A 13,342-nucleotide genomic window follows, 5' to 3' on the forward strand; every position below is an offset into this window, starting at 1 on the left:
AAGGAAGAGGGAGCTGCAAGGAAAGCAACGCCAAGGAGTTTAAGGCGGCAGCCAAGGAAGGGCAAGTGTCAGGATGACACGTTTTGGAAAGGCCTATGCAAGGACGAGCTGCAAGGAAGCCTGCTAAATGGATTTCAGTCATGGATGACAATCAAGACAGGAGGTCTTGAAACCATTCCAGGGAAGTTCAAGCCAAGGAAATGGCTCGCAGGGAAAGCAGTATCCATGATGGATACACAGGAGATTTTTCCGGTAATAAGGAAATTGCCGCGCCAGGAAAGGCAATTTGAGACAGGAAGGTCTGCTAAGGAAAGCGTTCAGGACGAAGTAGAGGACAGGCTCAGGGATGCCAGCCTTTGGGTTAAGGGAATACCCAACTCATGGACGACAGCTGCTAGTGGATGGGCAAACATGGAAGATGAGTGCCAGGAGGCCACAAGGAGGCTCAAGGGAATTGAGCAGACACCAGGATGGTTGTAAGCAGGGATGAAAAGATAGCTTGGAAGCTGTCGTAACTGAGACAAGGTGTCCACAGGAAGAAATTCATACGCATGGAAGGTGCAGGGAGCACAACTCAGCGGGATGGCTGACAGCAGTAAATAGGGCGCGTCTTAGGACGCGCCTTTTCTTTTGCTGTTTTTTCTTATAGGGCGTCATTAAAGCTAGGGTCATTCCGGTACTGATTTATAGGCGATGTGTCTTTGACTACACACCGTTTTCCATTAAAGCCGGGCATCGTGTGCGAGATGTCTCACAAGACTGTGAGACAAACAAGAGTTAAATAGAGGGTTTTGTCGTTAAAAAACAATTAAGCCTTTTAAAATTAATTGGTTATGCGATATATTTCAATTGCTATAAAAAAGTTGCACGAGTTATTGAACGGTTTCTGTACAACCCTGTGGCCGGGATTGGATTAGTATTTAAGTCATCCAAGGACAAGGATGATTCAGGGAACAAGGTCAGGAAGACCTAAACCGTGAGGAACACGGTCCAGGGATGACTCAAGGAAGATGCCTATCAGGATGATGGCAAACAGGGAAAGGTACTGACCCAAGGAATGTGGTCAGCGTCAGGAAGACGAAACAGGATGTATTGAACGGATGCGCAAGGACGATACTGGACACGCTTAAGGATAGAGCAAGGCCCGATCAAGGGATAATCGGGACTAAGGGAACAGGTACGCAAGTACAGGGACTCACCAGGATGGTACAGGGAGCGCAGGACGCACGGCATACGCATGGATGGTGCAGGGAAGCAACTTAATAGCTGGAAGGCTTAACAGAGAAACAGATGGGCGCGGCTTAATTGTCGCGCCCTTTCTTATTTTAGGGATTTTTTATTTGGGGACTTAAATGGTTCTCAAACTTTGATGGCGCAAGAGTCTGCTGCCATTTTTCTGATTCTTTATCTGTGTAACCTGGCAAACTTTACTGATTCTTCAACGACAGGGGCGGCTCAGTTTTCTGTCAGATGCAGCAAAATATCAGCGGCACTTACCCGAACTGCAACCTCCGCGGGAGCCACAACCGCCACCGACGCTGCCTCTGGCAGTTGGCGCTTCATGCCACTCGGGTTCGGGAAATATTGGCCATTCAATTTTCTGGATCTGTTTACCGTGCATCAGGATATGGCCGCGATACTGGTTGATGCCATCGGTACTGAACTCAAACATAAAGCGTGCATTCCAGCACAGGCCGTTCTTGCCGCCTATGCTGGGTCGGGCTGACTCCATGGCGATGGCCAGCATCTGCACCTTTTGCCGTTGGCATTCCCGCTCGGCAAATATCCGACTGAGTTCGGCCATTTGTCGCAACTGCCAGAAAAACGCAGCAATCATTACCAGCGCTGCGATCAGGAGAAAATCTGTCATCATTCTGTGGTCGCCCTGAACAGACCGCCGATGGCGCCTGATAGGCGGTCACTGCGGTGAGGATTGCGAAGTTCGCTCAATACCTGGGTACGTATCCCGGGTATGGCCACAATATCAGCAAAGATTTGATTAAAGAAGCTTTGCTCCTGCAAAGCCAGAGCCTCGAGATAAATTTTGCGGCACTCATCCTGTTTCAGGCTATACCAGCAACGGGCGGCGATGGCGATCAAGGCGTCAATATTCAGCGCCTGCTGACTATCCAGCTCTGTTATCGCCTGTTGGCAGAGTTCAGGGTGAGATGCCAAGGCGCGAAGGAAGTAAACCTTATGCTCGGGGGCAGCGTCTTTGAATGCCTGGAAGAGCGTTTCGGCAAGCGGCTCTGGCAATAGTATATGTTCCAGTTGCTGGCAAAGGGCAATTTGCACCTCGGTGGCGCCTTTGCTCAACCCTTGTTGCAACAGGGCTGAGTGATCCAGTTCATTGACCCGGGCACAGATATCCGCCAGCCCTTGCAGTCCCAAATGTTGCCAGTTTTCGGCAGCCACCTTGCCGCTCAGGTATTGGCAGGCATATTCATACTGCACAGAAGCGGCTTGTCCCAGTTGTTTGCGCACCAAGGCGTTGAACAGGGCTAGTTTTTCCTGCGGCGGCTTGAAACTGAAGGGATGATTGGCCATCTGTTGCTGTTGGGCTTCGGTCAGTTCACGGGTCAGGTTTTCCCCCATGGCTTCAAGCAACATCTGAATAAACTGGCTGCGTGCAGCAGGGACCAGGAGTCCGCGCTCATCCAAAGGTAATTTCAGGAACCAGATATATTGCTGATTACTGCCATCCCAGAACACCAGGGCAAACTGGGCATGCCCTTGTATGGGGAAGGGATAGGGGCTTTGAAGGGCCTCTATCTGATGAAACGCCATGGGATCTATGTGTTGCACCCGGCGGCCGAGATCATAGACCTGATATTGGGTGTTGGCGGCGCTGAGAAGTTCGCTGAGGGTAGTGATACTGTCCATGCTCGTTTGACTCTTGTACAACAAATGCGGTGCATTATAGGGATAAGCTTGGCCCGATGGTATGATTGGTGCCAATTTATTGTTTTGGATCTGCGAGGTGACAGATGCCTTTTCTGGCGACTGAAAAACTCCTGTTGGCCATAGAGGCCGAGTTGAAAGCGCAGGGAATGTGGAGCGCAACCGAACCTGGCGCGGCAGCCATGGCCAGTCAGGCGCCCTTTGCCTGCGACAGCATGGCATTTGAAGCCTGGTTGCAGTTTATTTTGTTGCCAAAAATGCGCACGCTGATAGACGCCGAAATGCCGCTGCCATCAGCCATAGCAACTGCACCTATGGCCGAGCATGTCTGGGGCGAAGCGCCCACATACCGTAATTTGATCACTTTGTTGAGAACCTTGGATGAACTCCTTACCAAACAAGCAAGATGAGACCCAGCTTCAAGCCGAGATTTCGGAGCAAGCTTTGACACCTGTGGATGAAGAGTGCCCCGAGATCCGTATCCTCTATGAAGATGAACACTTGGTTGCCATCCATAAACCGGCGGGATTACTGGTGCATAGAACCTATCTGGCGCGAAAAGAGCGTTTTTTCGCCATGCAGCTGACCCGGGATCTGGTAGGTTGCCATGTGTTTCCTGTGCACAGGTTGGATAGGCCGACCTCGGGTGTCTTGTTGTTCGCCAAGAGCAGTGAAATTGCCGCTATTTTATGTCAGCAGTTTGCCGGGCGCGAGACACGCAAGGAGTATCTGGCCCTGGTGCGCGGCAATATGCACCAAGCCGGTACGCTGGACTATTCACTCAAAGAAGAGCTCGATGCCGTGGCCGATAAACATGCCGACCGCAACAAGGAAGTCCAGGACGCCATTACTCAATATGCGCCGCTGCTCAATGCCGAAATCCCTTTCCCGTCAGGGCGTTACCCCAGCAGTCGTTTTGCCTTGATACGTCTCTCGCCGCAGACTGGGCGCAAGCATCAGCTCAGAAGGCATATGGCTCATCTGCGTCACCCCATCATAGGTGACACCACCCATGGCGATGGCAAGCAAAACCGTTTCTTTCGCGAACACTTCGGCCTCAACCGTTTATGGTTGTTGGCTCAGAGCTTGAGTTTCACTCACCCAACGACAGGCGAACCCGTCACCATAGTGACAGAGCCGGAGGCCGAATGGCTGCAAGTGTTCGAAGGCCTGGGCTGGGACGAGTCCCAGCTTGAGTCAGACAGCAGTTTGCTGCTGGCTTAGGTTTCGTCTTTATTGGTGCGCTTGTGCATCATGTCAAGTAAGGGACGATAGGCGTCGAGTGGATAGTGGGCGTGGTGTTGGTCTTGTTGAGCGGCTCTGAAGTAACACATACGGCGGACATGAGTTGCCCTTTGGTGTTGCTTCTGAAGTTTCTGCCTGCTGCTCTGTCGCATCGCTGCGTTTCCTTATCGCCAGTGGCGTGTCGGCTTGGTGTCTGTTGATGCTTGTGCTTGCAGCACAAGCAGACGATACAGTATGGTGGAGAACAATGAATATTGGCTCCGAGGTGCAGAGTATAACATGAAAAAAGTGAACCTGGTGTTTGGAACTGTCTATGGTAACGCCCAGTTTGTTGCCGAGACACTCCTGAAGCAGCTCCAGACTCATGGTGTGGATGCCAAACTTTGGCAAAGTCATGAGCTTAAAGGATATGTACCGACTGCCGATGAGTATTTGTTGCTGGTCTCTTCCACTACCGGCCAAGGGGATCTTCCGGATGATATTTTGCCCTGGTTTTTGGAACTGAAAGACACGGCCCCTTACTTACCAGACCTTAGATACGGGGTTATTGCCCTGGGAGACTCGAGTTATGAGACTTTCTGCGGCGCAGGTAAACAATTGGATGAACTGTTTGCGGAGCTTGGTGCCAAACGTGTCGGTGAGCGTTTGGAGATTGATGCCTGCGAAACCATGGAACCCGAGGTCGAGGCTCAAGCATGGCTCAACAACTGGCTACCCCTGCTGAAAACAGAACCGGGCGCCTGAAAGGCTTTTCACAACATTGGTTTAAGTTTGCCCAGCGCCTGAGTCAGGCGCTGCTTGTCCCCATAGCTATCCTGCCTGCTGCCGGGGTGATGAAAGGCCTGGCCAGTACGCCGACAGGTATTTTGTCTCCTTCGCTCAATGAGCTGTTTGCCACCACAGGCAATCTCATCTTCACTATGATGCCGCTGCTGTTTGCCATCGCCATTGCCATAGGCTTTTGTCGCGATCAGGGGATTGCCGCCTTCAGTGCGGCGTTCGGCTTTGGGGTATTCAGTTCCACCTTATCGCTGTTGGCCTCGCAAAACCCCGTGCACACTTCGGTTTGGCTCGGAGTGGAGACCATAGATACAGGTATTGCCGGTGGTATGTTGCTCGGGGTGATGACCTGCCTGGCGATGGCCATGAGTCGTCACTTGCGTTTGCCGGCTATCTTTTCCTTCTTTGAGGGACGTCGCAGCGCGCCGTTGCTGATGTTGCCGTTGGCTGTGTTGCTGGCCTATTTGCTGGCGCTTATCTGGCCACCTTTGGCTCACTATATTGAGGTGTTCTCCAACTGGGCTGTGTATCAAAAGCCGCAGCTGGCCTTTGCCATCTATGGCACAGTGGAACGCCTCTTGTTGCCACTTGGGCTGCACCATATCTGGAATGCGCCTTTCTACCTGGAGCTTGGGCAGTATTATCAGGATGGTGAATGGCTCAGAGGCGAAGTGGCACGCTACCTCGCCGGCGATCCCCAGGCCGGCAATCTGGCCGGTGGCTATCTCATCAAGATGTGGGGCCTGCCGGCGGCGGCCCTGGCGATTTGGCGCTGTGCCGACAAGAGTGAACGCAATCGGGTGGCCGGCATCATGCTGTCGGCGGCGGCAACCAGTTGGCTTACCGGGGTGACTGAGCCGATTGAGTTTGCCTTCCTGTTTGTGGCGCCTTTGCTGTATCTGGTGCACGCGCTGCTGACCGGGCTGGCTTATGCTGTCTGTATCTGGTTCGACATTCACTATGGGCTGGTGTTTTCCAATGGTTTGCTGGATTTTGCCCTTCTGTGGCATCAATCTGCCAACGCCGGTTGGTTTCTGATCCTGGGCCCCTTGACCGCAGTCATCTATTATCTGATTTTCCGCGCTTCCATCATGGCATTCAACCTCAAGACGCCGGGGCGGCTGGAGCCGGAAAATGCCTCGGGCGGCAATCTGCTGGCCATGATAGGCGCCCTCGGCGGCGCCGCCAATATCCGCAATCTCAGCGCCTGTATGACCCGCTTGCGCCTGAGTGTCGAACGCCCAGAGCTGGTGGACAAGTCCCGCCTGTTGGGATTGGGAGCCAAGGGCGTGATAGTGGTGGGGCAGGGCGTCCAGGTAGTGTTTGGCACCAAGGCCGAGACCTTGAGAGGGCTTTTGCAAAAGTATCTGGACAGTCGCCAGGCAAGCCGGAGATAACGGGCTGCTTTTGATGAATAAATTTTAAGCGCGCCAGCGGCGAGACTGTGGCATATTCAAACTTTGATGCAGCGACAGGAGCCGATATGCCACGCAAAATACTGATGATTGATTGTGCCGATGAATATGGGCTTATCGCCAGAGTCACTGGGGTATGCTTTCAGCACAGACTGAACATCATCAAGAACAACGAGTTTGTCGATAATCAGCAGGGGCGCTTTTTCATGCGTACCGAACTTGAAGGTGAGTTCGATGAAACTAAGCTGCTAAAGGAGTTGGCCGAGGTCCTGCCTAAACAAAACCATATGAAACTGGTGGATGCCGGACGCAAGCGCATAGTGGTGCTGGCGACCAAGGAGGCCCATTGCCTCGGGGATCTCTTGATGAAAACCTACTATGGTGCTCTCGATGTGGAGATAGCCGCCATAGTGGCCAACTACGACACCCTGGCACCGCTGGCGGCCAAGTTTGAGGTGCCTTTTCATCACGTCTGTCATCAGGGGTTGGATCGCTGCGCCCACGAGCGCGCCATGTTGGAGATTATCGCCGGCTACCAGCCTGAGTACCTGGTACTGGCCAAATATATGCGGGTACTCACCCCAGAGTTTGTCGAGCAGTATCCCAATAAGATCATCAATATTCATCACTCCTTCCTGCCGGCCTTTATCGGCGCCAATCCCTATCGTCAGGCGTGGGAGCGCGGGGTGAAGATTATTGGTGCCACGGCGCACTTTGTGAATAACTGCTTGGATGAGGGACCTATCATCAAGCAGGATGTGATCCCTGTGGATCATAGTTACAGTGCGGCAGATATGGCCAAAGCCGGCCGAGATGTGGAAAAAAGTGTTCTCAGCCGGGCTCTGGCGCTGGTACTCAATGAACAGGTCGTGGTGTACGGTAACAAGACCTTGGTGTTTTAACCCGAGTGTTTTGGGCTCAGTAGGTTCAGCGGAAACTCACGTAGAGTTTTTCCTCCTCTGGGATCATGGCCATATCGGAAATGGTCACTTTGCCGGTCAGGAAGCGGCTAATCTTTTTGGCGGTGCGATCGGCGCCGTGACTCATGGCAAACTGATGCAGTGACTCACCATTGCACACCAGACGGGGGAACACTCGCTGTTCATTGATCCGGTACTCACGCAGGGTGTTGGAAAACGCTATCATGCTGTTGCTGGCACTGGACTTACAGACCTGGATCAATGCCTGCTCAATATAAGGATCCATTGCGGCCTGGGCACTGAGAGAGCCGAAGCTCAGGCCGGCGACAGCCAGTAATACGGCGCCGGTGCGGGTACGTTGGCAAAGGTTCATGGCTTGCTCCTTTTGGGGATGCTTCAAGTACCATTTAAGTACAGTCGCAGCCGGGGCATTTGCCAGCAATTGAATAGAGGCTTTCTGTCAGCAGTTGTTGCTGCTTGGGCAAGGCGTGTCCCAAGGTGTGGAAGTTTGTCTCTTGGTAAGTAAATGTGTCTGCCTGCGCCCTTATGGGCAGAGCAGACAGACACATAGATGGGGTTGCTGACCTGCTAAAGCGCTTATTGCTCGAGGTCAGCTCCCGAGGGCAAGGGTCAGTCGACCATCCGCAGCAGTTCGTTGATACCCACTTTACCGCGGGTCTTCTCGTCTACCTTTTTGACTATGATGGCGGCGTAAAGATTGTACTTGCCGCAGCTGGAGGGCAGAGTGCCTGACACCACTACAGAACCTGCTGGAACCCGGCCATAGTGAATTTCACCAGTTTCGCGGTCATAGATGCGGGTGCTCTGGCCGATATAGACCCCCATGGAGATCACTGAGCCTTCCTCGACCACTACCCCTTCAACGATTTCAGAGCGGGCACCGATAAAGCAGTTGTCTTCAATAATGGTCGGGCCGGCCTGCAGCGGCTCGAGCACGCCACCAATACCGACACCGCCTGAGAGATGCACGTTTTTACCAATTTGCGCACAGGAGCCAACCGTGGCCCAGGTGTCGACCATGGTGCCTTCATCTACATAGGCGCCCAGGTTAACATAAGAGGGCATAAGCACAGTGTTTTTACCTATGAAAGAGCCTTTGCGCACCGCAGCAGGTGGCACAACGCGTATGGCTTCGGCGCGAAAACGCGCTTCATCATAGTCGGCAAACTTTTGTGGTACCTTGTCGAAATACTTGGTTTCGGCCCCATCGATTACGCCATTGTCGAAGATACGGAAAGACAGCAAAACGGCTTTCTTGAGCCATTGGTGCACATGCCACTGGCCGTCCAGTTTCTCGGCCACTCTGGCCTCGCCTCTGTCCAGCATGTCAATCACTCGTTCCACATCGGCACGCAGCTCGGCGTCAACTGTGGTTGGGCTTATCTGTGCGCGAGCTTCAAAAGCCGCCTCAATACGTTGGCGTAAAGCCTCCATTGGTTTCTCCCGTTTACTTAGGTTGTTGGGGTCCCGAATTGGGACAGGGCACTGATCAGTGACTCTTTCAGCCTTTGTTGCTGGGCTTCATCCAGTGCCAGTCCCTGATTGGTTTGTAGAATAAAAAAGTCCTCGGCGCGCTCGCCTATCGTGGTGATCTTGGCCGCCAGCAGGGTGACATCACAGCGATAGAAGGTTTCACCTATCTTGGCCAACAGGCCCGGGCTATCCAAGGCTATCAGTTCCATCATACTTGTACCATGGCGGCGGGTCGGCAGGAAACTGACCTGAGTCGGAACTTTAAAAGGTTTCATCTTGCGCGACAACTTGCGAAAGCGCGGGATCTTGGGTTGCTCGCCGCTAAGCGCTTTGCCAAGGGTCTTGCGTATGCTTTGTATCCGCGACAGCTGACTGACCGCCTTGCCGTCCTGTTCGAGGATCACAAAGGTATCCAGGGCGTAGTTGTCCTTGGATGTCATGATGTTGGCATCATGAACATTGATATTCTTGTTGTCCAGCACCGCCATCACAGTGGCAAACAGCTTGGGTTTGTCCTGGCAATAGACAAACAGCTCGGTACCGCCACGGGTGGTGTGTTTGGATACCATCACCAGTGGCTCATCCTGCTTGTGCTTGAGAATCGCCTCGGCGTGCCAGGCGATTTGATTGGGTTGATGACGCAAAAAGTAATCGGCCTTGAATCTCTGCCACAGCTGATCCAGCGCCTTTTCCTTGAAGCCGCGCCGCAGCAACTCTTTCTTGGCCTTGGCCTGATGCTCCCGCACCCGGGCACGAATATCCACCGGCTTTTCTTTGCCGCGGGCGAGTACCCTCTGGGTGGCAAAATAGAGATCCCTCAGCAGGGAGCCCTTCCAGTTGTTCCAGGTTTTTTCATTGGTGGCACAGATATCGGCCACTGTCAGGCAGTAGAGATAACTCAAGTGCACCGCATCACGAACCTTGTCGGCAAAGTCGGCGACTACTTCGGGATCGGAAATATCCCGGCGCTGGGCAACAATCGACATCAACAGATGATTCTCCACTAACCAGCTGACCAAGCGGCCGTCGTGGTCGTTGAGGCCATGGAGTTTACAAAACTCCTGCGCATCCACGGCGCCGAGTTTACTGTGATCGCCGCCGCGACCCTTGGCGATGTCGTGGAAAATGGCCGCCAAGACCAGAAGCCCTTTTTTCGGCAACTGATTGATCAGTACAGAGCCGAGTGGGAACTCCTCTTTCTGCTCTGCCTGGGCAAATTTGTCGATATTGAGCAGCAGCCTGTGGGTGTGTTCATCTACAGTGTAGGCATGGAAGAGGTCAAACTGCATCTGGCCCTCAATGGCGCGCCAGGCAGGCAAATAAGCCGACATCACCCCATGTTTGTGCATTAGCGACAGAGCCGCAATGCCACGAGGATGGCGGAGGATTTCCATAAATACCCCGCGGCAGCCTTCCCAGGCCATCAGAGGTTGCGGCTGGGCGCGTCTGGCCCTTCTAAGTGCCCTCAGAGTCGGGGCATAAATCCCCTGAATGTTGGAATTGCGGGCCACATGCAAAAACAGCCTGACGATCTCTTCCGGATCGTCAAACAGTGCCAAGTCCAGCGCCTCGATAAAGCGGCCGCGGCGCTGATAGTGTTCATCTATAGGCTGGATTTCCAGCGCCTGGGTGTGCCCCAGGGTGGCACGCTTGAACAGTTGCAGCAGCATCTCGTTGAGCTCCATCACCCGCCGTACTGTGCGGTAATAGCGCTTCATCATCTGCTCGACCGCCAGTTGGGTGGCATCTTCGTAGCCCATCAAGCCTGCGACCTGACGCTGCAAGTCAAACAGCAAACGGTTTTCGTCACGGCCCGAAGCCAGGTGCAGGGCAAATCTCAGCTCCCAGAGGAAGTGCTGACACTCCAGCAGCTCTTCGAGTTCGGCCTGCTCCAGAAAACCGTGCCCGACCAACTCTTCGAGTTTGGCGGCATCGAAGTGGCGCATGGCGACCCAGGCTATGGTTTGAATATCCCTGAGGCCGCCGGGGCAGGTCTTGATATTGGGTTCAAGATCGAAGGCATTGGCCCTGGCGTGGCGGGCGCGCTGTTCATCGCGCTTGGCGCTGAAAAACTCGTTCGATGGCCAGAATTGGTGCTCGCGAATCGCGTCGTAGAGAGTATCAAACAGGATTTCCGGACCGGTAAGCAGCCTGGCTTCCAATAGATTGGTGGCTATGGTGATGTCCTGGCGACCCTGCTGCAGGGTTTCGCCCAGGGTTCTGACACTGTGACCGATTTCAAGACCTGCGTCCCAGAGAAAGGCGATATAGGCGCTGAGCCTGCTCTCGGCTGCCGGGGCCAGGTTGTCATCCACCAGAAACAGCAGATCTATGTCTGAATAGGGGTGCAGCTCGCCGCGGCCATAGCCGCCAACGGCGATAAGGGCGATGGGATAATCATTCAGCCCCTGGGCTTGCCATTGTTCAATCAGCTGCTTATCGACAAAGCGACAGCGGCTGGTAACCAGTTCGACTATCTTTTCTCGCGAGGTAAACCTGTCAAACAGGGCCTGATTCTGCTCACAAAGTGCCGTTTTGGCTGCCAGCGCTGTGCTCATTCTATTCCTTGGGTGACGCCTTATTTGGCGTGATTGATGATCCTCGGGAAATCTTCCTCGGCGCGCAGCGTCAGAACTTCTACGCCGGTCTGGGTGATCAACAGAGTATGTTCCCACTGAGCTGAATTTTTACCATCTGAGGTGGTGACAGTCCAGCCGTCATCCTTGTTCAATACAGAAGTGTGGCGACCGGCGTTGATCATCGGCTCAATGGTAAAGCACATGCCTGGACGCAGTATGGTCTTATCGTTGTTTTTGTAGTGCACTACCTGTGGCTCTTCGTGGAAACCGGCGCCGATACCGTGACCGCAGTAATCCTGCACTATCGAATATTTGTCCAGGCCTGACTTGCTGGCCTTGATAAACTTCTCGACCGTGGTGCCAATTTCACCCAACTGCATGCCGGGGCGAACCTTGCGGATGGCGGCGTAGAGGCTTTCCTGAGCGATACGGCACAGGCGGCGATCTTTTGGGCTGACATCGCCAATCAGGAACATTTTGGAAGTGTCGCCGTGATAGCCATCCTTGATGACAGTGATGTCGATATTGAGAATATCGCCGTCCTTGAGCACGCGATCGCTGGGAATACCGTGGCAGATCACCTCATTGATAGAGGTACAGATGGACTTGGGAAAACCATGGTAGTTGAGTGGCGCAGAGATGGCGCCTTGTTCTTCCGTGTACTTGGCGCAGATATCGTTGAGCTCGTTGGTGCTGACCCCGGCCTTGACGTGCGGGGCTATCATTTCCAGTACACTGGCGGCCAGCTTGCCGGCGGCACGCATTTTCTCAATTTCGTCTGCTGTCTTGATGACTATACTCATGGGGGTTTTCTCTTAATAACCTGTGTCTTGGCCAAGGCCAATCCAACTTGTTTGTGAAACGGTAAAATAACGCTCCTGGCGCGGCTTTGAACTGAGTTTAAGGCCGACATATGAGCGGTAAAAAATTTGTGTTTGCCGGCGATTTATGGTATAAAGCGCGCCGTTATGTTTGACTCTAAGTGACTTTGAGCTGACGACTCTACGAGTTCGAATTGACTTCAAGTCGGGCTGCCTTCGGTGGGGGATCCCATTTCGTTGGCAGGTCAGAGTAAAGATGGCGGCCATTATACATGGCATTTAACTCAAATACTAAATCACACACGTATCGACACATTCTTCGGGGTGCCCGCGGCTTGGCCAAAGGGTCGAAGACATGGGATGCGTGGAGGTCTAACCCCTTAAATTAAGGTATAGAAAATGACTACAGTTTCAATGCGCGATATGCTCCAGGCCGGTGTACACTTCGGTCACCAAACCCGTTACTGGAACCCTAAGATGAAGCCTTTCATCTTCGGCGCCCGCAACGGTGTACACATCATCAACCTCGAGCACACTGTGCCAATGTTCAATGAAGCTCTGGCTTTCATCAGCAACATTGCTTCCAAGAAAGGTAAAATCCTGTTCGTAGGCACCAAGCGCGCTGCCAGTGAAGCCATCAAAGAAGCTGCCGTATCTTGCGAGCAGTTCTACGTGGACAAGCGCTGGCTCGGCGGTATGCTGACCAACTGGAAAACCGTTCGTCAGTCAATCAAGCGCCTGAAAGATCTGGAAACCCAGTCTGTTGACGGTACTTTCGACAAGCTGACCAAGAAAGAAGCGCTGATGCGCACCCGTGAGCTGGAAAAGCTTGAGAAGTCTCTGGGTGGTATCAAGAACATGGGCGGTCTGCCAGACGCCATTTTCGTTATCGGTGCCGACCATGAACACATCGCTATCAAAGAAGCCAACAACCTGGGTATCCCAGTTGTTGCCGTAGTAGATACCAACTCTGCTCCAGATGGCGTTGACTACATCATTCCTGGTAACGACGACGCTATGCGTGCAATCCGTTTGTATGCTGAGTCTGTAGCTGCTGCTGCCAAAGCTGGCCGTGGTCAGGACCTGGCTGTTCAAGCTGAAGAAGACGGTTTCATCGAAGCTGAATAATAAGGTGCGATGCTAGTACATCACCCTTATTAACCAAGAGATATGATTGGTTAACAGGG

General features: G+C 53.2%; 14 protein-coding genes. 7 read left to right on the top strand and 7 right to left on the bottom strand.

Annotated features, from left to right (window positions below):
• The first annotated feature begins 144 nt into the window (after positions 1–144).
• Entirely contained in the window at positions 145–480 is a 336-nt protein-coding gene (locus tag N512_RS0106920) for a hypothetical protein (RefSeq protein ID WP_028779841.1), read from the top strand.
• 1,003 nt (positions 481–1,483) lie between these two features.
• Here N512_RS0106920 and N512_RS0106925 read toward each other — a convergent pair.
• Both N512_RS0106925 and N512_RS0106930 read right to left on the bottom strand, forming a co-directional pair.
• Positions 1,484–1,873, bottom strand: a complete 390-nt coding sequence (locus N512_RS0106925; protein ID WP_025010973.1) for a DUF3301 domain-containing protein — start codon at positions 1,871–1,873, stop codon at positions 1,484–1,486.
• Entirely contained in the window at positions 1,870–2,883 is a 1,014-nt protein-coding gene (locus N512_RS0106930) for a DUF3549 family protein (protein WP_028779842.1), read from the bottom strand. The genes N512_RS0106925 and N512_RS0106930 overlap by 4 nt, the downstream gene beginning before the upstream one ends.
• Positions 2,884–2,987: 104 nt before the next feature.
• Between N512_RS0106930 and N512_RS0106935 the strand changes: the two genes are divergently transcribed.
• Together N512_RS0106935 and truC are read left to right on the top strand one after the other, a co-directional pair.
• A complete protein-coding gene (locus N512_RS0106935) occupies positions 2,988–3,311 on the top strand; it encodes a YqcC family protein (protein WP_028779843.1) in 324 nt (107 codons plus the stop codon).
• Positions 3,283–4,125 (top strand): tRNA pseudouridine(65) synthase TruC, encoded by an 843-nt coding sequence (truC, locus tag N512_RS0106940; protein WP_028779844.1) that lies wholly within the window; start codon positions 3,283–3,285, stop codon positions 4,123–4,125. Before N512_RS0106935 ends, truC begins: the two co-directional genes overlap by 29 nt.
• Here the strand turns inward: truC and N512_RS24335 are convergent.
• Positions 4,122–4,298: a hypothetical protein gene (locus N512_RS24335; protein ID WP_096142632.1), complete on the bottom strand. Its 177-nt coding sequence runs from the start codon at positions 4,296–4,298 to the stop codon at positions 4,122–4,124. The genes truC and N512_RS24335 overlap by 4 nt on opposite strands.
• A gap of 127 nt (positions 4,299–4,425) precedes the next feature.
• Here N512_RS24335 and N512_RS0106950 point away from each other — a divergent pair, with 127 nt between their 5' ends.
• The 3 genes from N512_RS0106950 (at position 4,426) to purU (ending at position 7,243) form a co-directional block, all read left to right on the top strand.
• Complete coding sequence (locus tag N512_RS0106950; protein ID WP_028779863.1) at positions 4,426–4,890, top strand: flavodoxin; 465 nt, start codon at positions 4,426–4,428, stop codon at positions 4,888–4,890.
• Complete coding sequence (locus tag N512_RS0106955; RefSeq protein WP_028779845.1) at positions 4,842–6,323, top strand: PTS transporter subunit EIIC; 1,482 nt, start codon at positions 4,842–4,844, stop codon at positions 6,321–6,323. The genes N512_RS0106950 and N512_RS0106955 overlap by 49 nt, the downstream gene beginning before the upstream one ends.
• 86 nt (positions 6,324–6,409) lie before the next feature.
• Complete coding sequence (gene purU, locus N512_RS0106960) at positions 6,410–7,243, top strand: formyltetrahydrofolate deformylase (RefSeq protein WP_028779846.1); 834 nt, start codon at positions 6,410–6,412, stop codon at positions 7,241–7,243.
• Positions 7,244–7,268: 25 nt separating this feature from the next.
• Here purU and N512_RS0106965 read toward each other — a convergent pair whose 3' ends face one another.
• The 4 genes from N512_RS0106965 to map form a co-directional block, all read right to left on the bottom strand.
• Positions 7,269–7,634, bottom strand: coding sequence for a DUF3718 domain-containing protein (locus N512_RS0106965; protein ID WP_037474399.1), 366 nt, complete (start codon positions 7,632–7,634; stop codon positions 7,269–7,271).
• A gap of 257 nt (positions 7,635–7,891) precedes the next feature.
• Positions 7,892–8,716 (bottom strand): 2,3,4,5-tetrahydropyridine-2,6-dicarboxylate N-succinyltransferase, encoded by an 825-nt coding sequence (gene dapD / locus N512_RS0106970; RefSeq protein WP_028779848.1) that lies wholly within the window; start codon positions 8,714–8,716, stop codon positions 7,892–7,894.
• Between the two features lie 17 nt (positions 8,717–8,733).
• Positions 8,734–11,313 carry a bifunctional uridylyltransferase/uridylyl-removing protein GlnD gene (gene glnD, locus N512_RS0106975; protein ID WP_028779849.1) on the bottom strand — a complete coding sequence of 860 codons (2,580 nt, stop codon included), beginning with the start codon at positions 11,311–11,313 and terminating at the stop codon, positions 8,734–8,736.
• Positions 11,314–11,333: 20 nt separating this feature from the next.
• Positions 11,334–12,137, bottom strand: a complete 804-nt coding sequence (gene map, locus N512_RS0106980) for a type I methionyl aminopeptidase (RefSeq protein ID WP_028779850.1) — start codon at positions 12,135–12,137, stop codon at positions 11,334–11,336.
• Positions 12,138–12,554: 417 nt separating this feature from the next.
• Here map and rpsB point away from each other — a divergent pair, with 417 nt between their 5' ends.
• A complete protein-coding gene (gene rpsB / locus N512_RS0106985) occupies positions 12,555–13,283 on the top strand; it encodes a 30S ribosomal protein S2 (RefSeq protein ID WP_025010979.1) in 729 nt (242 codons plus the stop codon).
• The last annotated feature ends 59 nt before the right edge of the window (positions 13,284–13,342 follow it).

The organism is Shewanella sp. 38A_GOM-205m (assembly GCF_000518445.1).
Taxonomy (GTDB): domain Bacteria; phylum Pseudomonadota; class Gammaproteobacteria; order Enterobacterales; family Shewanellaceae; genus Shewanella; species Shewanella algae.

Bases quoted from the DNA above. Each gene is read 5' to 3' on its own strand.
- N512_RS0106920 (WP_028779841.1), top strand. From the start codon at position 145: ATGACAATCAAGACAGGAGGTCTTGAAACCATTCCAGGGAAGTTCAAG.
- N512_RS0106925 (WP_025010973.1), bottom strand. From the start codon at position 1,873: ATGATGACAGATTTTCTCCTGATCGCAGCGCTGGTAATGATTGCTGCG.
- N512_RS0106930 (WP_028779842.1), bottom strand. From the start codon at position 2,883: ATGGACAGTATCACTACCCTCAGCGAACTTCTCAGCGCCGCCAACACC.
- N512_RS0106935 (WP_028779843.1), top strand. From the start codon at position 2,988: ATGCCTTTTCTGGCGACTGAAAAACTCCTGTTGGCCATAGAGGCCGAG.
- truC (WP_028779844.1), top strand. From the start codon at position 3,283: ATGAACTCCTTACCAAACAAGCAAGATGAGACCCAGCTTCAAGCCGAG.
- N512_RS24335 (WP_096142632.1), bottom strand. From the start codon at position 4,298: ATGCGACAGAGCAGCAGGCAGAAACTTCAGAAGCAACACCAAAGGGCA.
- N512_RS0106950 (WP_028779863.1), top strand. From the start codon at position 4,426: ATGAAAAAAGTGAACCTGGTGTTTGGAACTGTCTATGGTAACGCCCAG.
- N512_RS0106955 (WP_028779845.1), top strand. From the start codon at position 4,842: ATGGCTCAACAACTGGCTACCCCTGCTGAAAACAGAACCGGGCGCCTG.
- purU (WP_028779846.1), top strand. From the start codon at position 6,410: ATGCCACGCAAAATACTGATGATTGATTGTGCCGATGAATATGGGCTT.
- N512_RS0106965 (WP_037474399.1), bottom strand. From the start codon at position 7,634: ATGAACCTTTGCCAACGTACCCGCACCGGCGCCGTATTACTGGCTGTC.
- dapD (WP_028779848.1), bottom strand. From the start codon at position 8,716: ATGGAGGCTTTACGCCAACGTATTGAGGCGGCTTTTGAAGCTCGCGCA.
- glnD (WP_028779849.1), bottom strand. From the start codon at position 11,313: ATGAGCACAGCGCTGGCAGCCAAAACGGCACTTTGTGAGCAGAATCAG.
- map (WP_028779850.1), bottom strand. From the start codon at position 12,137: ATGAGTATAGTCATCAAGACAGCAGACGAAATTGAGAAAATGCGTGCC.
- rpsB (WP_025010979.1), top strand. From the start codon at position 12,555: ATGACTACAGTTTCAATGCGCGATATGCTCCAGGCCGGTGTACACTTC.